At 69.7% G+C, this 20,189-nt stretch carries 18 protein-coding genes, 1 tRNA gene and 1 other RNA gene; 14 read left to right on the top strand and 6 right to left on the bottom strand.

The genetic code is table 11. From position 1 onward, the window contains the following. Positions 1-60: 60 nt before the first annotated feature. Positions 61-1,323: a class I SAM-dependent rRNA methyltransferase gene (locus NW198_RS06870; RefSeq protein WP_258340518.1), complete on the bottom strand. Its 1,263-nt coding sequence runs from the start codon at positions 1,321-1,323 to the stop codon at positions 61-63. 144 nt (positions 1,324-1,467) lie between these two features. Further along, a complete protein-coding gene (locus NW198_RS06865; protein ID WP_087313620.1) occupies positions 1,468-2,730 on the bottom strand; it encodes a DEAD/DEAH box helicase in 1,263 nt (420 codons plus the stop codon). 120 nt (positions 2,731-2,850) lie between these two features. On the opposite strand from NW198_RS06865, the gene NW198_RS06860 reads away from it, so the two are divergent. The 3 genes from NW198_RS06860 to NW198_RS06850 all read left to right on the top strand — a co-directional run bounded on the left by NW198_RS06860 (position 2,851) and on the right by NW198_RS06850 (position 5,973). After that, the gene (locus NW198_RS06860) at positions 2,851-4,035 is read left to right on the top strand and encodes a DUF362 domain-containing protein (RefSeq protein ID WP_258340517.1); all 1,185 of its coding nucleotides are present in this window, start codon (positions 2,851-2,853) and stop codon (positions 4,033-4,035) included. Positions 4,036-4,099: 64 nt separating this feature from the next. Beyond that, a complete protein-coding gene (locus tag NW198_RS06855; protein WP_258340516.1) occupies positions 4,100-5,011 on the top strand; it encodes a ribokinase in 912 nt (303 codons plus the stop codon). Continuing rightward, positions 5,011-5,973 (top strand): nucleoside hydrolase, encoded by a 963-nt coding sequence (locus NW198_RS06850; RefSeq protein WP_258340515.1) that lies wholly within the window; start codon positions 5,011-5,013, stop codon positions 5,971-5,973. The genes NW198_RS06855 and NW198_RS06850 overlap by 1 nt, the downstream gene beginning before the upstream one ends. 143 nt (positions 5,974-6,116) lie before the next feature. On the opposite strand, the gene NW198_RS06845 is transcribed toward NW198_RS06850, so the two are convergent. The 4 genes from NW198_RS06845 to ade form a co-directional block, all read right to left on the bottom strand. Beyond that, positions 6,117-6,983 carry an alpha/beta hydrolase family protein gene (locus NW198_RS06845; RefSeq protein ID WP_258340514.1) on the bottom strand — a complete coding sequence of 289 codons (867 nt, stop codon included), beginning with the start codon at positions 6,981-6,983 and terminating at the stop codon, positions 6,117-6,119. A gap of 64 nt (positions 6,984-7,047) precedes the next feature. After that, positions 7,048-7,908 (bottom strand): alpha/beta hydrolase family protein, encoded by an 861-nt coding sequence (locus NW198_RS06840; protein WP_087313610.1) that lies wholly within the window; start codon positions 7,906-7,908, stop codon positions 7,048-7,050. A gap of 75 nt (positions 7,909-7,983) precedes the next feature. Further along, positions 7,984-8,550 carry a YcxB family protein gene (locus NW198_RS06835; protein ID WP_087313608.1) on the bottom strand — a complete coding sequence of 189 codons (567 nt, stop codon included), beginning with the start codon at positions 8,548-8,550 and terminating at the stop codon, positions 7,984-7,986. Positions 8,551-8,859: 309 nt separating this feature from the next. Then, positions 8,860-10,674, bottom strand: a complete 1,815-nt coding sequence (gene ade, locus NW198_RS06830; protein WP_258340513.1) for an adenine deaminase — start codon at positions 10,672-10,674, stop codon at positions 8,860-8,862. A gap of 87 nt (positions 10,675-10,761) precedes the next feature. Between ade and ffs the strand changes: the two genes are divergently transcribed. The 11 genes from ffs (at position 10,762) to NW198_RS06775 (ending at position 20,117) form a co-directional block, all read left to right on the top strand. Beyond that, an RNA gene (gene ffs, locus NW198_RS06825) (signal recognition particle sRNA small type) lies at positions 10,762-10,857 on the top strand. Positions 10,858-11,104: 247 nt separating this feature from the next. Continuing rightward, complete coding sequence (locus NW198_RS06820) at positions 11,105-11,584, top strand: PH domain-containing protein (RefSeq protein ID WP_258340512.1); 480 nt, start codon at positions 11,105-11,107, stop codon at positions 11,582-11,584. Beyond that, complete coding sequence (locus NW198_RS06815) at positions 11,581-13,209, top strand: PH domain-containing protein (protein WP_258340510.1); 1,629 nt, start codon at positions 11,581-11,583, stop codon at positions 13,207-13,209. Before NW198_RS06820 ends, NW198_RS06815 begins: the two co-directional genes overlap by 4 nt. Before the next feature lie 246 nt (positions 13,210-13,455). Continuing rightward, entirely contained in the window at positions 13,456-15,855 is a 2,400-nt protein-coding gene (gene dnaX, locus NW198_RS06810) for a DNA polymerase III subunit gamma/tau (RefSeq protein ID WP_258340509.1), read from the top strand. 22 nt (positions 15,856-15,877) lie between these two features. Then, positions 15,878-16,213 (top strand): YbaB/EbfC family nucleoid-associated protein, encoded by a 336-nt coding sequence (locus NW198_RS06805; RefSeq protein WP_258340508.1) that lies wholly within the window; start codon positions 15,878-15,880, stop codon positions 16,211-16,213. A gap of 13 nt (positions 16,214-16,226) precedes the next feature. Next, a complete protein-coding gene (gene recR, locus NW198_RS06800; RefSeq protein ID WP_087316938.1) occupies positions 16,227-16,835 on the top strand; it encodes a recombination mediator RecR in 609 nt (202 codons plus the stop codon). 16 nt (positions 16,836-16,851) lie between these two features. Further along, positions 16,852-17,658, top strand: a complete 807-nt coding sequence (locus NW198_RS06795) for a hypothetical protein (protein WP_258340507.1) — start codon at positions 16,852-16,854, stop codon at positions 17,656-17,658. Positions 17,659-17,764: 106 nt separating this feature from the next. Further along, positions 17,765-17,841 (top strand) — tRNA-Asp (locus tag NW198_RS06790). A 182-nt stretch (positions 17,842-18,023) separates the two neighbouring features. Then, positions 18,024-18,737: an HAD family phosphatase gene (locus NW198_RS06785; protein ID WP_258340506.1), complete on the top strand. Its 714-nt coding sequence runs from the start codon at positions 18,024-18,026 to the stop codon at positions 18,735-18,737. Between the two features lies 1 nt (position 18,738). After that, positions 18,739-19,233 (top strand): Rrf2 family transcriptional regulator, encoded by a 495-nt coding sequence (locus NW198_RS06780; RefSeq protein WP_258340505.1) that lies wholly within the window; start codon positions 18,739-18,741, stop codon positions 19,231-19,233. Then, positions 19,230-20,117 carry an adenine glycosylase gene (locus tag NW198_RS06775; RefSeq protein WP_375378032.1) on the top strand — a complete coding sequence of 296 codons (888 nt, stop codon included), beginning with the start codon at positions 19,230-19,232 and terminating at the stop codon, positions 20,115-20,117. The genes NW198_RS06780 and NW198_RS06775 overlap by 4 nt, the downstream gene beginning before the upstream one ends. The last annotated feature ends 72 nt before the right edge of the window (positions 20,118-20,189 follow it).

Below are 20,189 nucleotides of genomic sequence, written 5' to 3'. Positions count from 1 at the left end.
GTGACTTTCAGTCCCCTAATGTAGCACTGCCCGCCGCGCCGGCCGCGATCCTTTTGGGCGCTAGACGACCTGGAAGATGAAGAAGTCCAGGTAGTGGCTCTCCGGGAAGCCCCAGAGGATGGGGTGGTCCGGGGCCTGCTGTCGCTCCTCGACCTGCTTGAGCTGCACGTTTGCCTGGTGCGCGGCCTCGGCGATGGCCTTGGCGAGAAGGTCGCGCGTCATGAAGTGCGAGCAGCTGCACGTGGCCAGGTATCCGCCGCGCGGAAGGAGGCGCAGGGCCTCGTAGTTGATCTCACGGTAGCCGCGAGCTGCGTGAGAGACGGTTCCGCGGCTCTTGGTGAAGGCCGGCGGGTCCAGCACGATGAGGTCGAAGGGGCCACCCTCCTCGCACAGGCGCGAGCGGTCCGCGCGGAGCTCCGGCAGGTAGTCGAGCACGTTGGCGCAGGTGAAGGCCATGCGGTCCTCGAGGCCGTTGAGCCGGGCGTTCTCGCGCGCGAGCTCGATGGCCGTGTCGCTCACGTCGACGCAGCGCACGTGCTCGGCGCCGCCCGCCGCGGCGTTGAGGCCAAAGGGCCCCACGTGGCAGAAGCAGTCGAGCACGCGCCTCCCGGTCGCAATCTCGCGCACGGCGCGGCGGTTGTACTTCTGGTCGAGGAAGAAGCCGGTCTTCTGGCTGTTCTCGATGTCCAGGTCAAAGGAGAGGCCGTTCTCGCGCACCATGATGCGGGGGGTCTTGGGAGCGGGCAGCCCGTCCCACCAGCCCTTGTACTGGGCCAGGCCCTCCTTGGCACGTGAGGGCCCGTCGTTGCGCTCGTAGATGGCGTCGATCTTCTCGCCGTCTGCCGCCAGCGCGTCGAGAAGCGCGGCGTACACGACGGGTCGCAGGCGCTCCATGCCCACGGTCCCCACCTGCGTGACCAGCACGTTCTCGTAGCGGTCCGCCACGAGGCCGGGGATGCCGTCCGCCTCGGAGAAGACCACGCGGCAGCAGTTGGTGTCGGGCTCGGCGCCGGGCAGGGCGCGCCCGCCCATCACGGCGCGACGGTGCTGCCAGGCCCACGTCACGCGACGGCGCCAGAAGGCCTCGTCGACGCGGTCGTTGGCGTTGCGAGTGACAACGCGCACGCGGATCTTGGACTCCTGGGAGAGCAGGCCCGCCCCCTGCCACGTGCCGTTCTCCTCGAAGAGGTCGACGACGTCGCCGTTTTGCGCGGGGTCGGCGGCCAGCACCTCGCCCTCGAAGACCCACGGGTGCCCTGCGACGAGCGAGCGCGCCGCTTTGCGGGTGATGGTGACGCGCGGGTACGGTCGCGCCTGCTTCATACGCCCTCCTCTGCACGTTGGGGACGGGTTATTTCCGTCAGACAAAAAGGGACAGGTTTGTTGGTGCGCCCGGACGGGCCGATTCTGCCTCCAGAGACCTGTCCCAAAAAGTCTGCACGAAAAAACACGTCCCCAATTGACAGACTAGTAGTGGCGGCCGTAGCGCCCGCCGCCAAAGCCGCGGCCGCGCTGGCGCGAGCCGGCGAACATCGTGCGCGTGGAGCGCTTGGTGGAGCGGCCCTCCTGGGGCATGATGCGGCCGGCGTCGTAGGAGAAGCCGGGGAGGTCCCACACGGGCACGAGCTTCTTGGTGAAGTACTCGATCTCGCGCAGGGGGCTGATCTCGTCGGGCGCCACGAAGGTGTAGGCGTGGCCGGTCGCGCCGGCACGTCCCGTACGGCCGATGCGGTGGACGTAGTCCTCCGGGTCCATGGGGACGTCGAAGTTCACCACGGCGTCGATGCCCGAGACGTCGATGCCGCGGCTCATGACGTCGGTCGCCACGAGCACCTGGACCTTGCCATCGCGGAACTTCTCGAGGGCCCGGGCGCGGGCCTGCTGCGGGCGGTCGGCGTGCATGACGTCAACCTTCACGCCGGCGTTCTTGAGGGTCTTGGAGACGTCGTCCACGCGGTGCTTGGTCCGGCAGAACACGAGCACACGCTCGGGCCTCTCGCCCGCCGCGCCGCCGGTCTCGAGCAGCGCGCGCAGAAGCTCGGTCTTCTGGCCCTGGGTGACGGGGCAGAGGTGCTCCTCGACGGTGTCCGCCGTCTCGCCCACGCGCGAGATCTCGACGGTGGCGGGGTCGGTGAGCAGCGCGTCGATCGTGGACTTGATCGACGGCGGGATGGTCGCCGAGAAGAGCAGCGTCTGGTGACGCTCCGGCAGCGCGTGCATGATGCGGCGCACGGAGGGCCAAAAGCCCATGTCGAGCATGCGGTCGGCCTCGTCGAGGACCAGCACCTTGACCTGGGAGAGGCTCACGTGGTTGTGCTCCATGAGGTCGATGAGGCGCCCGGGCGTGGCAACGAGCAGGTCGCAGCCGCGCTCGAGCTCCTTGATCTGACGGTCGAACTTGGTGCCGCCCATGACAATGACCGCGCGCTGGCCGGTCTTCTCGCACACGACGCTCACGACGCTCTCGATCTGCGCCGCGAGCTCGCGCGTGGGGGTGACCACGAGGGCGTGCGGGCCCTTGCCCTTCTCGCCCGCCACGAGCTGCAGCGTTGGCAGCGCGAAGGCCGCCGTCTTGCCCGTGCCCGTCTGCGCGGAGGCCACGATGTCGCGCCCCGTGAGCACTACGGGGATGGCCTGCGCCTGAACGGGGGTCGGGGTGGTGAAGCCGAGGGCGTCGACCCCGGCGAGGATCTGCTCGTTTAGCCCGAGCTCGGCAAATGAAGTAGTCATGGTTTTCAGTATAGAGCATGACGGCCGTGCGCGCCGCCGCGCCGCCGCGCCGCCGCAGCCCTTCTCGCCCGCCTGTCGTAAAATCTCAGGGGAACCAGACGGACCGAGGAGAGGGGCCTCATGGACGCCGCAAAGGTCTACTTCACCAACCTGCGCACCTACGCCAAAGAAAGCCAGCTCGACAAGCTCAGGCGCCTCATCTTGCGCGCAGGCATTGAGCAGATCGACTTCGAGAACAAGTTCGTGGCCATCAAGATCCACTTTGGCGAGCTCGGCAACTTGAGCTTTCTGCGGCCCAACTACGCGCGCGTCGTCGCCGACGTGGTCAAGGAGCTCGGCGGCAAGCCCTTCCTCACGGACTGCAACACCCTCTACGTGGGCAGCCGCAAAAATGCGCTCGAGCACATCGACTGCGCGTACCAAAACGGCTTCACGCCCTACGCCACCGGCTGTCAGGTGATTATCGCGGACGGCCTCAAGGGCACCGACGAGACGCTCGTACCCGTGAAAAACGGCGAGTACGTGAAGGAGGCCAAGATCGGCCACGCCCTCATGGACGCGGACATCGTGATCTCGCTCACGCACTTCAAGGGCCACGAGCAGGCGGGCTTTGGCGGCGCCATGAAAAACCTCGGCATGGGCGGCGGCTCGCGCGCGGGCAAGATGGAGCAGCACGCCGCCGGCAAGCCCCTCGTGCGCACCGAGAAGTGCATCGGCTGCCGCGCTTGCGAGCGCATCTGCGCGCACGGGGCCGTGAGCTTTGATGCCACGCGCGAGCGCGAGCTCAAGAGCGGCAAGGTGGTCACCGTGCCCGTGGCGAGCATCGACCACGACCGCTGCGTGGGCTGCGGCCGCTGCATCGGCGCCTGCAACCAGGACGCCGTCGTGGCGGGCTCCGACTCCGCGGTCGACGAGCTCAACTGCAAGATCGCCGAGTACGCGCAGGCCGTCGTGCAGGACCGCCCGAGCTTTCACGTCTCCATCGCCACCGACATCAGCCCCAACTGCGACTGCCACGCCGAGAACGACACGCCCATCGTGCCCGACCTGGGGATGTTTGCGAGCTTTGACCCCGTGGCCATTGACCAGGCGGCCATCGACATGGCGCTCGCGGCCCCGGAGCTGCCCAACTCCGAGCTCACCGACATGCGCGCCCGCCTCGAGGCCGCTGGCGGCATCCCGGAGCGCTGCCAGCACGACCACTTCAACCTGACGCATCCGGACACCAACTGGCGCTCCATGATCGAGCACGCCGAGAAGATCGGTCTGGGCACGAGCAACTACGAGCTCATCGAGGTCAAGTAGCGAAGGAGCGCGGGGCAGAGACGACCTTCTTTCCCACGCCATCCCCGCCGCGAGGAGGTTTGCCATGCCCAAGGTCATCGTCTTTGGCAGCATGAACATGGACCTGTCCATCGACGCGCCGCGCATGCCGGCCGCCGGGGAGACCCTCGATGGCTCCGGGTTTCTCACCAACGCGGGCGGCAAGGGCGCCAACCAGGCGGTCGCCGCCGCGCGGCTGGGCGCGCCCGTGCACATGATCGCCGCGGTGGGCGCAGACGCCTTTGGGGAGGAGCTCGTGACGGGGCTCGCGGGCGCGGGCGTGGACTGCTCGCGCGTGCGGCGCCTTGCGGGCGTGACCACGGGCGTCGCCGTGATCGTGCGGTGCGCGGGCGAGAACCGCATCGTGCTCGAGGCCGGCGCCAACCACGCGCTGGGGCCCGATGACGTGCTGTCCGAGCTGCGCCGCGTTGCCGAGAAGGGCGACGCCTTCCTCACTCAGGGCGAGTGCGACCCCGCGGCCACATACGCCGCCCTGCGAGCCGCGCATGAGCTGGGGCTCTACACCGCCTTCAACCCGGCGCCGGCGCGCCCCGCCCCGGAGGGGCTCTGGGAGGCCGTCGACCTCGTGTGTCTCAACGAGACGGAGTGCCAGATCGTCTGCGGCGCGCTGCCCGTCGACGACGAGACGTGCCTCGAGGCGGCTCGGCGCCTGCGTGCCCTGGGCGCCCGCGCGGCCGTGATCACGCTCGGCGCGGCGGGCTCCTTCGGGCTCGGCCCCGACGAGGCGCCGCTGCGCGTCCCCGCCGCCCCCGCGCCCAGGGTCGTGGACACCACGGGCGCCGGCGACACCTTCATCGGCGCCCTCGTTGCCGGGCACGTGCGCGGGATGACGCTCTCCGAGTCCATGAGCTGGGGCGCCGCGGCCTCCGCTCTGACGGTGAGCCGTCTCGGCGCCCAGCAGGCCATTCCGACCGCAGAAGAAGTGGAGGCGACGTGATGAGCTCACCGCGAACGCTGATTCTCAACCTCGACACCGGCATCGACGACGCCCTCGCCCTGGCCTATGCCCTCGGCAGCCCCGAGGTCGAGCTGGCCGGCGTGGTCGCCGGCTACGGCAACGTCACGGCGGACGTGGCGGCGAGAAACACGCTCGCCCTGCTGCGGCTCCTCGGCCACCCCGAGATTCCCGTCTACCGGGGCGCCGACCGCGCGCTCGCGGCGGAGGCGGCCTTCGAGCCCCCGGCGGGCGTCGTGCGCATCCACGGCGAGAACGGCCTCGGCGGCCAGGAGGTGAGCGGCTGGTGCTACGCCGCGCCGCCCTCGGGCGCGGACTTCCTCGCCCGCGCGCTGCGCTCGGCAGCGGACGACCTCCTCTACGTGCCCACCGGCCCTCTGACCGACCTGGCGGGCGCTCTCGTGCGCGCCCCGGAGCTCGCGCGGACGCTCCCGCGCGTGACCCTCATGGGCGGCGCGCTTACGGTTCCGGGCAACGTGACCCCGTTTGCGGAGGCCAACATTCACAACGACCCTGAGGCCGCCGACGTCGTCTTGAGCCTGGGCCTGCGTACGCGCGTCATCGGACTCGACGTCACCTACCAGGTGGTCCTGACGCGCGAGGACACCGCCCTCTGGCGCGAGCTCGGGACGCCTGCCGGCCGCGTCTTCGCCGACATGGCCGACCACTACATCTCCGTCTACGAGAAGAACAACCCGCACCTGGGCGGGTGCGCCCTGCACGACCCGCTCGCCGTGGCGGCCGCCATCGACCCGACGCTCGTGAGCTGCCTATCCACGAACCTTCGCGTCGAGCTCGGCGAGCCCGCGCGCGGCCGCCTGGTCTGCGACCCCGATCGCCTGAGGGATGCCGAGAAGAGCGCGGAGGTCGCCCTCACGGTCGACGCCCCGCGCTTCCTCGACGAGTTCCGCGCCCGCGTGGCGCGTGCCCTCGCCGCGCGCTGACCCCCGGCAGGCTTGACATTTTCGTCAGGCTTGACATTTTCGTCAGGTTATATTGTCAAACGTTCGCAGTTTGACAATATAACCTGACGAAAATGTCAAGCCTGACGAAAATGTCAAGCCATCGCCCCGTTTTGGGCGCTCGCCTACTTCTGGGCCTCGGGCGGGCGGGCCTCGGTGAGGGCCGAGTAGTCCACCGACGCCGTCGACGGCTTGAGCGGGCCCGGCGCGTACCAGTCGAGCGCGCAGTCGATCCACGCGTTCCAGAACGGCCACTCGTGAGCGCCGATCTCGGGCTCCCAGTACGTGACGTCAAAGTCGGCGTCGCGCAGCAGCTTCACGAGGTCGCGGTTGTTCTGGCAGAGGTTGTCGTGCAGGCCGCAGGCCGAGTAGAAGCGCGGCTTGGGCAGGTCGGGGTCCTGGCGGAACTTGTCGATGAGGGCCACGTAGTCCTTGTCGGAGCCAATGACCGTGTCGATGTCCCCGAAGAAGCGCTCGTAGTACTTGCGCTTGCGCGGCGAGCGCGACTCCACGGCCTCGAGCACGCGGTCGCGCATGAAGGCGCCCGAGAGGATGATGATGTCGCCAAAGCGGTCCGGGCGCAGGAGCCCGTTGATGAGCGCGGTGTAGGCGCCGATGGAGATGCCCGCGAGCGCCGTGTCCTCGCGCTTGGCCGAGAGCGGGAAGAGGCGGCGCGTGAAGTCCACCAGCTCCTCGCTGATGAACTTCCCGTGCCACTCGTTTATCTCGGGCTTGTTGAGGTAGAGGCCATCCTCGCCGGAGGGCATGACGAGCGCGATGTCGCGCGCCTCGGCGGTCTCGACCACGTGGGTCTTGTCGATCCAGTCGTAGTCGCGCCCAAAGAGGCCGTGGAGCAGGTAGACCGTGCGGTACGGCCCGCGCCGCTTCTTGGCGAGCTTGTCGCCGTCCATCTTGTCGGCCGGGATCACCACGGTGAGCACCACGTTGCGCTCGAGGTAGTGGGAGTAGAAGTCGACTCTGAGCAGTGCCATTCTCGCGTCCCTCCCCGTGGGGTCGGTTGGGCTTGCCTGCGCCCCCGGCCGGGTTGTGGGCGCCCTAGCGCACGAGCCAGTTGAGGGCCTCGGGCAGGGCGGCGTTCCAGAACTCCCAGTCGTGGCCGCCGTTCATCTCATGATAGGTGACATCGAGCCCGGTGTCGCGCATGCGCCGGGCAAGCACCCGGTTGGGCTCGGCAAGCGGGTCCTGGTTGCCACAGCTCATGAAGATGCGCGGGCGCGGGCGGTCGCAGTAGACGAGGTCGGCCGCCAGGCGCGCCGGGTCCTTGTCAGATCCGCGCACCTCGTCGAGGTTGCCAAAGGTGTGCTCGAGGAAGGGGCGCGAGAGGAAGAACAGGCCGTCGGAGGAGATGATCTGGTCAAAGCTGTCGATGATCATGGCCGAGGAGAGGGCTACGATCGCGCCAAAGGTCTCGCAGTACTTGAGGCCGTTGCGCAGCGCGCCGTAGGCGCCCATCGAGATGCCGCCGATGTAGGTGTCCTCGCGACGGGTCGAGAGCGGAAACATCGTCCGCGCCACCTCGACGAGCTCCTGGCCCACGAAGCGGCCGTAGTAGTTGTGGACCTCGGGCTGGTCCAGGTAGAAGGCGTTGTAGCCGGAGGGCATGACCACGGCCACGCCGCGGCTCTCCGCCCAGTGGCGGATGCGCGTCTCAGAGATCCAGTCGGCGTGGTTGCCGGAGATGCCGTGCAGCAGGAAGAGCGTCTTGAAGGGCGCGCGGCGCGCGGGGTAGGGGTGGGCCTCCCAGGTCTTGAGGTCCTTCTCGAGCGTGCCTCCCTCGCGGCGCATGGCCGAGTCGGTCGCGTAGGCGTCGCCTTGGTCGTCAAACGGGAGGATGACCTCGAGGGTGGTGGTGCGCATGAGCGCGGAGGAGAAGTAGTCGACGCTGATAAGGGCCATGTGGGCCTCCTTGTGCTAGACGAGAAGAACCACGCAAGTATAGCCGAGGGCCGCTGGCGCGTTGCGGGAGGGCTCCTACTTGCAGTGCTCGTCGAGGATGCGCACGAGCTCGCGGAAGCGACCCTCGGAGAGGGCGCTGCGCGGCACGTAGACGTAGCGCTTGCTTCCAAACCCGGCGACCACAAACTCCGAGGTCGGGTAGACGACGCGCAGGTCGGCGTAGTCAAATCGCACGTCGACGCTGCCGGCGTCCTCGAGGTGGAGCGCGTCGTCGCAGGCGACGACGTGAATGGGGGCCTGGTAGGCGGTGGGGGCCAGCGTGGTGGTGCGCGCGTACTGGACCATCAGCTTGTTCCAGTTGTACTGGACATACATCAAGATGACGGAGACGATGAACAGCGCGATGAGAAGGGCCGAGAGGTCGGGGACAAGAATCGCCGCGGCGACGAGCGCGAGCAGCGACGCGAGGTTGGCGAACACCATCGAGCTCTTGAGCCGCGGGGCGAGCTGCTCGGCGGCGCGCGAGAGCGTGAGCTCGTTGTACTCGAAGGTCGCCGAGACGCGGACGCCCTCGTACTTGCTGTCGTCGAACATGCTCTGTGCGCTCGGCTCGTGGCGGCGCGCGGGGGACTTCTTGGCCATGAGATCTCCTTCGGCTGGCTTACCCGTCACATCCTAGCGCATGTGGGGGACGTGTCCGCGAGTTGTGTTTGCCCGGTGAAAGACGCCGTTCGCCGGAGCGCCAAGGCTAGGGCGCGCGGAATGGGGAATGATACTCGTCGTGCAGGGGGCGACCGCACGACGAAAACCGTCGCGTGCCGTCGCACTGTAGAGCCTAACAGCTTGGCAGCTGCCGAAGTGGGGGCCCGGGGCGCTTGGCGCCGACGGGCCCCTGTCCATGTGCGCGACGGCCTACGGCCAAGCGGGTGGCCCGAATGGGCCGTGGAGACCCTACTCCACGAGCAGGTCCTCCATCTCAAAGGTGAGGCAGTTTACGTAGCCGCGGTTGGTGAGGCGCAGCTCCGGCACGCACGCGAGCGACATCACGCCCATCGTCATGAAGGGCGACGGCATCGTGCAGCCCATCTGCTCCCAGGCCCTTCTCGCCTGCGCGACCTTCTCGGCCACCTGCTCCACGCGCTCCGTGCTCATGAGGCCGCACACGGGCAGCTCAACGAGGGCGAGCACCTGCCCGTCGGCCACGGCGACCTCGCCGCCGCCGCACGCCACGAGCGTGCGCGCCGCGAGCGCCATGTCCTCGTCGTTGTCACCCATCACGAGGAGGTTGTGGGCGTCGTGGGAGACGGTCTGCGCGAGCGCCCCGTGAATCCCAAAGCCCATGACAAAGCCCTGGGCGTGCGTGCCCGCCGCGCCGTGGTGGCGGTCAAAGACGCAGACCTTGAGGATGTCGTGGGCAGGGTCGGCGAGCAGCGCCTCGTCGCGAACGGGTACCTCGACCACGATGTCGCGCGTGAGGGTGTCGCCGGGCTCGATGCCCATCGCGCGGACGCGCGCGGTGCCGTCCTTGCGGCCGGGCACGGCAAAGCGGAAGGTCTCGGCCGTGGGCTCCAGGCCCAGGTCCATGGTGTGGGTCATCCACTCCGGCCACGCGTAGGGCTCGGGCGAGAAGAGCGCGCGGCCGTCCTCTGCCACGACCTCGCCGTCGATGAGGACCATGCGGGCGGCAAAGCCCTCGAGGTCGTCGAGAAGCACGATGTCGGCGCACTTGCCCGGCGTGATCGAGCCGAGGTCGTGCGCGAGGCCAAAGTACTCGGCGCAGTTGATCGTGGCCATCTGGATGGCGGTCACCGGGTCGAGCCCGAGCTCCACCGCCGTGCGCAGGATGCGGTCCATGTGGCCCTCGTCGACGAGGGTGTGCGGGTGGTTGTCGTCGGAGCAGAGCAGGCAGTGGCGCGTGTCCACGCCGCTCTCGATGAGCTGCGGCAGGTAGCCGGGGAGGTTGAGCCAAGCCGACCCCTGACGCAGCTGCACCCACATGCCCAGGCGCAGCTTCGCGAGGACCTCCTCGAAGCTCCCGGACTCGTGGCAGGACGAGACGCCGGCCGCCACGTAGGCGTTGAGCGCGCGGTCGCGGTCGGGCGAGGGGAAGTGCCCCGTGACCACGCGGTCGGCGGCGAGGGTCTCGCGCACCTCGTCGATGGCGTTGGGCTCGCAGGCGAGGATGCCCGGGAAGTTCATCATCTCGCCGAGGGCCACGACGTTGTCCCAGCCCATTGCGTCTTTGATGTCTGCCGCGGTGACCGAGGCGCCGGTGTCCTCGACGCCCGTGACCGCCGGCACGCACGACGGAGGCGTCATCATGGCCTTGAGCGGCACGCGGCGCGCGTCCTCGAACATCGCGCGCACGCCCTCCATGCCGCGCACGTTGCCGACCTCGTGGGGGTCGCAGAAGATCCCCGTGGTCCCGTGCGGCACGACGGCGCGCGCGTACTCCGCCACGCCGATCATGGCGCTCTCCACGTGGATGTGGCTGTCCATGAAGCCGGGCGCGGCAAAAAGTCCCGTGACGTCGATGACCCGCGTGTCCGCCCCGATGCAGTGCTCCGCCGTGTGCTCGCCCAGCCCGAGGTAGGCCACGCGGCCGCACGCGACGGCGATGTCGACGTCGGGCAGCACCTCGTGCGTGGTCACGCTCACCAGGCTTGCGTGACGGATCACCAGGTCGGCGGGCTTCTCGCCCTGCGCCACTCGGACGAGCTCGTCGTTGCACTCCCAGAGCGGGGACTTGCAGAAGGTGTTGCGCATGGAGGCCTCCTCGGTTGACGTTTTGACAAGGGTAACGCGCGCGTGGCGCGGCGGGGCCAACTTTGCTAGAGTGTTCTGCGAGCGCGTTCGATGGGCTCGGGTGACGCAACACCTCGAACCTGGTCAGGGCCGGGAGGCAGCAGCCATAAGGGGCCTCTGGCGGGCACCCGATCCCATCGAGCGCGCTCTCTTTGTGCCGATTTTCGGTGGCGCGCGGCGACATCGCGCGCCGTCTGGTCGTACGTCCGAAAAATAACGGGCACGAACCCTCCGGAGATTTTTCTCCAACTGGACTTTTGTCACTTGGCCCCCCTCAGACCGGCTTTGGTGCCCGTTAATTTCTGGGGCGGCCGCGTAGCCTTTCATTCTGGGCTTTGACCGGCTCGGGGTCCTGCGTGAAAATTGCCGAGACGCCGTCGAAAGGACCCTCATGACCCAGCTGCCTGCACATCGTCTTGACCCGCGCATGCTGCGCGTGTGGCGGATCTCGGATGTCGTTGGCATCGTGGTGGTGGCAGTGATCGCCCTGGCGGCCTGGTTCATCGTGCGCCACTTTGGCGGCGACGTCTTCTGGGTCTACCTCGTCGCCGGCCTCATCGAGCTCGTCTGCGTCTGCGACCTGCTGATCTCCCCGCCCATCGAGTACGCCACGTGGCGCTACGACGTCACGCCCACCGACGTGGACCTCTACCACGGCGTCTTTGTGAAGAAGCGCGTGCTCGTGCCCCTCGTGCGCGTCCAGCACGTGCAGACCGAGCAGGGCCCCATCCTGCGCGCGCACGGCCTGGCCACGGTGACCGTCTCCACGGCCGGCGAGAGTTTCGAGATCCCGGGCCTCGCGGAGGCGGACGCCAACGAGCTGCGCGACCGCGTGGCGGAGCTCGCGCGCCTCGCCAAGGAGGACGTGTGAGCGGCGCGCCGAACGAGGGGGACAACGCTCCGGCGCCGCTTTCCGGCGTTCGCCGGGCCAATCCGCTCTCGGTGCTCGTCGAGGCGCTCAAGATGGCCTCTGGCCTGGTGACGCTTGCGGCGTTTGGCCTCGCGCCCGACTTCTTTGCCGGTGACCTCGGCTCGCTCGCCAAGCTCGCCCTTGCCGCGGTCGTGATCTTCGCGGCCTGCCTACTCCCGAGTTTCGCCGTCTGGCGCGCCCGTACCTGGGAGCTTGCGGAGGATGGCCTCCGCGTGTGCTGGGGCTTGGGCTGGGGCCCGTTCAGCCGGCACAGCATCACGCTCCCCTACGACCACATCCACACGGTCTCGATGGGCTCCACCCTCTTCGAGCGCGTGGCGGGTCTCGTGACGCTGGACCTCGACACGGGCGCCGCCTCCGCGGAGGGGGACTCGTCCAAGGTCTACGGCCTGCGCGAGACCGATGCCGAGGCGCTGCGGGCGGAGCTCTTCCGCCGCCGTGGCGTGGCGTCGGCGACGGGCGAGAAGGGCGCGGGCCCCGCGGAGGGCGAGAAGGACGCGGCCGCTCCCGCCCCCGTCGAGGACCGTCCGCTCGCCGTCTTCACGCTCGAGGGCCGCGACCTCCTTCTGGCCGCGGCATCCCAGGTGAGCGCCGGCGGCCAGGCCGTGGCGCTCGTGGTCCTTCTCGTCAACTGGCTCAACAACCTCATCGAGTGGGGCGCGCTCGACCTCGAGGGCGCGGGCGACGAACTCGTCGCCGCGGCGACCCCGGCGCTCGTCCCGCTGGTGGTGGGCTTTGTGGTCGCGGTGCTTTTGCTGGGCGCGGCCGTCTCGTTTGTGGTGAACCTCGTGCGCTACGGCGGCTACCGCGTGGAGCGCCATGCCGACCGCGTGGTCGTGGAGCACGGCCTGCTCACGCGCTCCTCCCGAACGCTCGCGGAGGGCCGAGTCCAGTTCGTGGCCGTCCGCCAGGGCATCATTCGCCAGCTCATCGGCTATGCCGAGGTTAACGCATGGGTGGTCGCGGCCCCCGGCGAGACGGGCGGAGAGCCCTCGGGCAGCGTGCTTTTGCACCCGTTCATCCGCATGGGCGAGGTCGACGGCTTTCTCGCCGAGGTCCTGCCGGACTACGCGGGCGTCCTTGGCCGCGTGGAGCTGGGGCACCTGGGGCCCGTCGCGCGGCGTCGCGCCGTGGTCCGCGCCGCGATCTGGTGGCCGCTTGCCGCCGCGATCAACGCGGGCGCGCTCTGGATCTTTGGGTTCTCGGGCCTGCTCGAGAGCGCCGCGTGGCTGCTGCGGCCCCTGCTCGTGGCCGCCGCCGTCCTGAGCGTGGCGCTGCTCGTTGGCCTCGTTGTCAACGCGTTGCGCGCTTGCCGCTACGCGCGCTTTGGCCACACCGCCCGCGAGCTGGTGCTCGTCACCGGCGGTCTCACGCGCCAGACCATAATCGCGCCGCGCGCACGCCTGCAGCGCATGGAGCTCTCCGCCAACCCCTTCCAGCGCCGCGCGGGGGTCGCGAGCCTCTCCGTGCGCACCGCCGCCGGCACCGCGGACGGCCTCGAGCTCCGCGACCTGCCCGCGGACGCCGCCAGCGAGCTCCTCGCGTGGTTTCGCCCCCGCGGCTGACGCGGCACCGTCGCCGCCGGGGCGCCACGGCGCCGGGACGCCTCATTAACATGCACAGTTCCGTTAAGTTTCATATATCCGCAGGTCGGAAAATGACGTTTCCGGAACTGTGCATGTTAGCGCGCCCCGCGGGCGCCCCGCCCCGCGCGGCGCCCGCGGCGGGCGAGAAGAACCTGTGACCGTCGGGCGAGCCCGGCCCGGCGCGGGTATACTGGAAGGCCGTAGGTCACGTCGCCGGGAGGCCGCATGGAATCGCTCTACACCAAGTACCGCCCGCAGACCTTTGAGCAGGTCGTGGGGCAGGCCCATGTGGTCGAGACCCTCAAGCGCGCCGTGCTCGAGGGGCGCACCAGCCACGCCTATCTCTTCTGTGGCCCGCGCGGCACCGGCAAGACCACGATGGCGCGCATCCTCGCCAAGGCGCTCATGTGCGAGAGGGGCCCGGCCGCGCTGCCCGACGGCAGCTGCGAGCAGTGCCGTCTCATCGCCGCCGGCGAGCACCCCGACGTCATAGAGCTCGACGCCGCGTCGCGTACCGGTGTGGACAACGTCCGCGAGGAGATCATCAGCCGCGTGAGCTACGCGCCGGCGATGGGCCGCTGCAAGGTCTACATCATCGACGAGGTCCACATGCTCACGACGGCGGCGTTCAACGCGCTGCTCAAGACCCTCGAGGAGCCCCCCGAGCACGTGGTCTTCATCATGTGCACCACCGACCCGCAGAAGATCTTGGCCACGATCCTCTCTCGTGTGCAGCGCTTTGACTTCCATGCCATCGGCAACGACGAGATGCAGGCGCACCTGGCGTTTGTCTGCAAGCAGGAGGGCTTTTCCTACGACGAGGCGGCCCTCGAGCTCGTGGTGCGCCACGCGCGCGGCGGCATGCGCGACGCCCTGACCTCGCTCGAGCAGCTCTCGGTCTTTGGTGCCGGCTCGATCGACGCGGCGGCGGCCGCGGAGTTTCTCGGCGAGGTCTCCGGGTCCGTTTTGGGCAAGGTGTCCCGGGCGATGGCGCATCGTGACGTCGGCGCGCTCTTCGCGGAGGTCGCGGAGCTGGCGGACGCCGGGCGCGACCTGCTGCAGTTCACGCGCGAGCTGGCCGCGCACGTGCGCGACGTCTACGTGGTCGCCGCCGTGCCGAGCGCCGAGGACGTCGTCGCGGCACGCGGCGAGGAGCTCGACGCCCTGCGCGCCGAGGCCGCCGCGTTTGGCTCCGTCGACCGCCTCTCGCGCGTGCTCACGATTCTGGGCGACGCCTCGAGCGAGATGCGCACGGCCACCAACCAGCGCCTCGTTCTCGAGATCGCCCTCACGCGCATCGCCCGGCCGGGCACCGACCTCACCCTCGAGGCCCTCGCCGAGCGCGTGAGCGACCTCGAGCGCCAGGTCGCCATCCTCGCGACTCCCGGCGCCCTCGCAGTCGCCGCCCCCATTATCGAGAAGACCCTCGAGCAGCTGCCCGCATCTCCGGCAACGCCCCAGCCCGAGGCGCCCTCCCAATCCCAGCCCTCGGTTGACGAGCCCGCCCCGGAGAACGCCGCCGAGAAGAGCGTGGCCCCGTCACCGGCCGCCGCGCCCGAGCGGCCGACGACCCCCCAGCCCGAGAAGCCTCCGGTACCGAGCGCCCCTGCCCCCGGCGTGACCAGCCCCAGCGCGAGTCGCGAAGCGAGCGACGAGTGCAGCGAGGAGCGCCGAGCGGCTGGGGCTGGCCACGCCGGGGGCAGGGCCGGCCACAGCAACGGCAATCTCCAGCGCCTCTGGAAGCAGGTCGTCGACCAGCTCGTGGCGCAGGTGCCGGCGAAGGGCTCGCTGCTGCTCTCGTCCACGGCGGTCTCCGACGACGGCGAGAAGCTCATGGTGTCGCTGCCCAAGGGGTCGCACTTCGCGGCTCGTATGCTGGAGCGTTCCGACGTGCGCGCGAGCGTGGAGCCGGTGATCGTGGCCGCCTTCGGCCCGCGCCAGGTGGTCTACGTGGAGTCGAGCCTCGCCGGGGCAGACATCGCCCGCGCCGAGCGCGCCGCGACGCCTGCGCCCGCTCCGGCCCCCGCGCCCCAGCCGCAGCCCGCCCCGGCTCCCGCGCCCCAGCCCGCAGAGCCCGAGAAGCCCGCCTACCCGATGCCGTGGGACGAGCCCGCCGCGCAGGCGGCCCCGACCCCGGCGCCCGTCCCGGACGACGACGTCGTCCCCTACACCGACGCCGACGTGACGGTCTACGAGGAGGTCTACGAGCCCGACGTCCCGATGCCGGACGCCCCCGCGCCCCAGATTCCCTCACCAGCCCAGACCCCGATTCCCCCTCTGCCGCGAGCCTCGGGCTCGGCGCCCGACGCTTTGCCCGAGACCGCCGCCGGGGCCTTCCCCAGCGCGAGTCACGAAGTGAGCGACGAGCGCAGCGAGGAGCGCCGAGCGGCTGGGGAAGGCCCCGGCGGCACCTCAGGGGCCGGCGCCGGCGACGAGCTCACCCCCGAGTTCGCGAGCATTGCCTCCATGTTGGCGGAGGCGTTTGGGCAGCCGCTCTCGGTGAGCGTGGAGAGCGCGGCCACGACCTCGGACGAGGACGCCGCCGAGGAGCTCGCGATGGATGACGACGACGCCTCCGAGATGGGCTACACCGACGAGCCCGTCGACGACGAGGACGACGAATAGGAAACGAACGAAAGGAACCGCAATGGCCAGGGGATACAACATGGGCGGCATGAACCGCAACCAGATGATCGCGCAGGCGCGCAAGATGCAGGAGCAGCTCATCGCCGTGCAGCAGAAGGTCGCCTCGACCGAGGTGTCCGCGAGCGCGGGCGGCGGGGCCGTGAAGGTCACCGCGACGGGCGGGATGCGCCTGACCTCGCTCACCATCGACCCCGAGACCCTCGACCCCGAGGACGTCGAGATGCTGCAGGACATGATCCTCGCTGCGGTCAACGACGCGCTCGAGTCCGCCGAGCAGATGGCGAGCCAGCAGATGGGGTCGGTGACCGGCGGCCTCAACATCCCGGGCCTGTTCTAGGCGGGCGCGGTAGATGACGAGCCCCGGCAACGACGGGCGCGCCCTGCAGCGCCTCCTCGACGAGCTCGGGAGGCTGCCGGGGATCGGCCCGAAGTCGGCCCAGAGAATCGCCTATCACCTCCTCGAGGCCGACGCCGAGGAGGCGCGTCGTCTGGCGCAGGCGATCCTCGAGGTCAAGCAGCAGGTGCACTTCTGCCCCGTGTGCTTTAGCTACGCGACGCGCGACACCTGCGACGTCTGCGCGGACGCCAGCCGCGACCGGACCTCCATCTGCGTGGTGTCCGAGCCGCGCGACGTCACGGCGATCGAGCGCACCGGGGCCTACCACGGGCTCTATCACGTCCTGGGCGGCGTGATCAGCCCCATGGACAAGATCGGGCCCGAGCAGCTCCACGTCCGCGAGCTGCTGGCGCGTCTGGCGGACGGCGAGGTGAGCGAGGTCATTCTCGCCACCAACCCGGACGTGGAGGGCGAGACCACCGCGACCTACCTCTCCCGCGTCATCCGCCCGCTCGGGGTGAGGACGTCGAGGCTCGCAAGCGGGCTTCCGGTGGGCGGGGACCTGGAGTACGCTGACGAGGTGACCCTCGGCCGCGCCATCGAGGAGCGCCGGGAGCTCTAGCCGCAAGGAGGAGATCATGGCAAACGAGAAGGGCCGTCACGCCGCGCACGCTGCCGGAACCTCGCCAAAGGCGAAGGTGTCTCGGCGGGCCGCGGCGGGCGAGGGGGAGGGCATCTCCACCATCCGCTCGGGGCAGGGCGCCCGCGTGACCACGCGCAAAAACGCCGCCGAGGCCGCCGACCGCGCGCGCCGAAATGCCGAGAAGCGCTACTTCAAGCGCCACCCCGAGGCCAAGGCGTCCGACGTCGGGCCCGAGCGCAGCGGCAAGAACGTGGTTCTTCTCGTCATCGCCTCGATTCTGGTGCTGGCGATCGTGTTTGTGATCGGGAGCTGCGTGACGGGCCTGGTCTTCTCCTCCAATGACGGCTCCTCGGACCAGCCCGAGCAGACGCTCAAGCTCACCGAGCAGGAGCAGCAGCTCGTCGACCAGCAGCTGTCCCACGACGTGGGTCAGGAGCGGGCCGACGTTGGCGGGTCGGTCTCGTTTGGGGGCGACTCCTACGCGCTGAGCCAGCAAGACGACGGCACCTGGGCGCTCGCCTGCACGAGCTCCTCGGGGTCGAGCTCGACGCTGTTTCTGATCGAGGGGACCCCCGTCGCGCTGCTGCGCTCGAGCGACACCCTCCTCATCCCGGAGAACCGCGGCGAGGCGTGGGACGTCGTCTGCTACGTGATCGACGGGCACAGCGGGGCGGGCTACGTCACGACGGCCGACGGCTCTCTCGCCGGGGGCGCGGGCGAGGCCGTTGGCGCCGAGCTCGACGGGACCACGCTGCGCGTCACCGACGCCGACGGCGCGACCCACGACGTCTCGCTCGTCTAGTCGCGCGGCACCTCCGGGGCCCAAAGGACGCGCCCGAACTTTTTTGAAATTACCCCTTGCGCGATGGGTGGGGAATATGTCAGAATAGCCCTCGCGCAAGGCGAACGGGGTGTTAGCTCAGCTGGTTAGAGCGCCGGCCTGTCACGTCGGAGGTCGAGGGTTCGAGTCCCTTACATCCCGCCATTGCACTGACTGGGGACCCTTCGGGGTCCCTTTTTCATACCTCGAGACCCGGCGCCGCCCTCGCGTCTCCGGCGCCGCCCGCCGCGGCCGGGCGCCCTGCGCCGCTTGCCAACTCCTTACCAACCAAATGCTCACATCGGAGTATCATATCTCCGTACGCAACGTGCGACGACGGGACATCCATGCGGCCCAGCAGCGAGCCAAAGACACAGGGCGTGGCGGTCTTCGACTTCGACGGGACCTCGATAGGGGGCCAGTCGGGCTCGCTGTTCACGCGCTACCTCTTTCGGAACCACATCATGTCCCCGTGCAGGCTGGCGCGGCTGATCTGGTGGGGCGTGCGCTACAAGCTGCACCTCCCGTATCGACAGGACGAGGCGCGCGAGCTGGTCTTTGGCGCGCTGGGCGAGAAGAGCGCCGAGGAGGTGGACGCCGTGATGGCGCGCTTCTACGACGAGGTGCTCGCCCCGCTCTACCGGCCCCGCGCGGTCGAGGAGGCGGCCCGCTGCCACGCGGCCGGGCTCACGGTCCTGCTCGTCTCCGCGACCTTTGAGCCCATAGCCGCGCGCGCCGCCAAGGCGTTGGGCGCGGACGGGTTCGTGGCGACGCGCATGGAGCGCAACGCCGCGGGCGACTACACCGGAGAGGTCGACGGCCCGGTCATCGCGGGTGCCGAGAAGTACCAGGCGGTGGTGCGCTGGTGCGACGAGCACTTTGGGCCCGGCAACTGGTCGCTCGAGGCCGCCTATGCAGACCACCACTCCGACGCCGACCTGCTCGCCCGCGCCCGGAGGCCCTACGCGGTCTGCCCGGGGAAGACCCTCGCCGTCGCCGCAAGAAGAAACGGCTGGCCGATCCTGGACTGGAAGACGGGGTCGCGCGCCGGAAGGAGCTGAGATGGACATTTCGAGAAGGACGGACTACGCCCTGCGGATGCTCACAGAGCTCGTCGAGGACCCCAGCGGGATCGTGTCGGTCAGGACCGCGGCGCGCGAGAACGCCGTGCCCTACTCCTTTGCCCGCTCGATCCAGCACGACCTCGGGGTGGCCGGCATCGTGGAGAACTCCCGCGGCGCCAACGGCGGCATGCGCCTGGCGGTGGACCCGCGCGAGACGACGCTGCTCGACGTCGTGGAGGCGCTCCAGGGGTCGGTCGAGATCTCGTGCTGCGCGGACCCCTCGGGGGACGGCTCGCCGTGCCCCAACCTGCCCACCTGCCGCTTTAGCCCGGTGTGGTGCAACGCCCGTCGCCTGCTGCGGGGGCTCTTCTCGTCGGTCACCCTGCACCAGCTGGTCGTCGAGGGCCGCTCCCCCGTCTTCGAGGGCGAGTTTCGCCTCGTCGACGTCTCGGCCGCGCGCGATCTCGCCACGTCCGACGCGTCGTCGCGATGAGGGTGGCGTCGCCCGTGAGCCCGGATGGGCTCGCCGAGTTCAGGGGGCTCGTCCTCGCGCGCGGCGCGGAGCTCTACCGCGACCTCCCGTGGCGGCGCACGCGCGACCCGTACGAGATCTGGCTCTCCGAGGTCATGCTCCAGCAGACCCAGACCACGCGGGTCGACGGCCGCTGGCAGCGCTGGCTCTCGAGGTTTCCCACGGTCGGCGCCCTCGCCGCCGCCTCGCCCGCAGACGTTCTCGACGAGTGGCAGGGGCTGGGCTACAACCGCCGCGCACTCGCGCTGCACCGGGCCGCGGGGGAGCTCGTCGCGGGAGGGGGAGCACTCCCTGCCGACGCCCGCGCGCTCCAGGCGCTGCCCGGGGTCGGTCCCGCGACGGCTGCGGGGATCCTCGCCTTTGCTTTTGACCAGCACGCCGTTTATCTCGAGACCAACGTGCGCGCGGTCTTTCTCCACGAGCTCTTCCCCGGAGAGGGGGCCGTCTCCGACCGAGAGCTGCTCCCGCTCGTGGACGTAACATGCCCCGCGGACGCCAGCGACCCCGCCGACGACCCACGGACCTGGTACTACGCCCTGCTCGACTACGGCGCCTACCTCAAGCGGACGGTCCCCAACCCGAGCCGCCGCTCGAGCGGGCACACCCGCCAGTCCCGCTTTGAGGGCTCGCACCGCCAGAAGCGCGCCGCCGCGCTGCGCGTCCTTCTCGCTCACAGGGAAGAAGCGGCCGGTGGGCCGACCCTCGAGGCAATTTCCGCGGAGCTTGCAAGCGAGGAGGAGAAGTCGGGTAGAAGCCCCTTAAGCGCACCGGAGGTGCGGGCGCTGCTCGACGAGCTCGCGGCGGAGGGCTTCTGCCGACTCGTCGGGGACGCATGGTGCGTCTAGCTGAGTAAGGTATTGCGTGGTCGGGCAGGGGCCCGACCGGACAACGCCCCCGCGGGGGCGGGAGAGGAGTTC

Source organism: Thermophilibacter sp. ET337, assembly GCF_024733715.1.
Taxonomy (GTDB): domain Bacteria; phylum Actinomycetota; class Coriobacteriia; order Coriobacteriales; family Atopobiaceae; genus Thermophilibacter.
The sequence above is the reverse complement of the archived record's forward strand: the minus strand, read 5'-3'. Positions and strand labels throughout refer to the sequence as shown.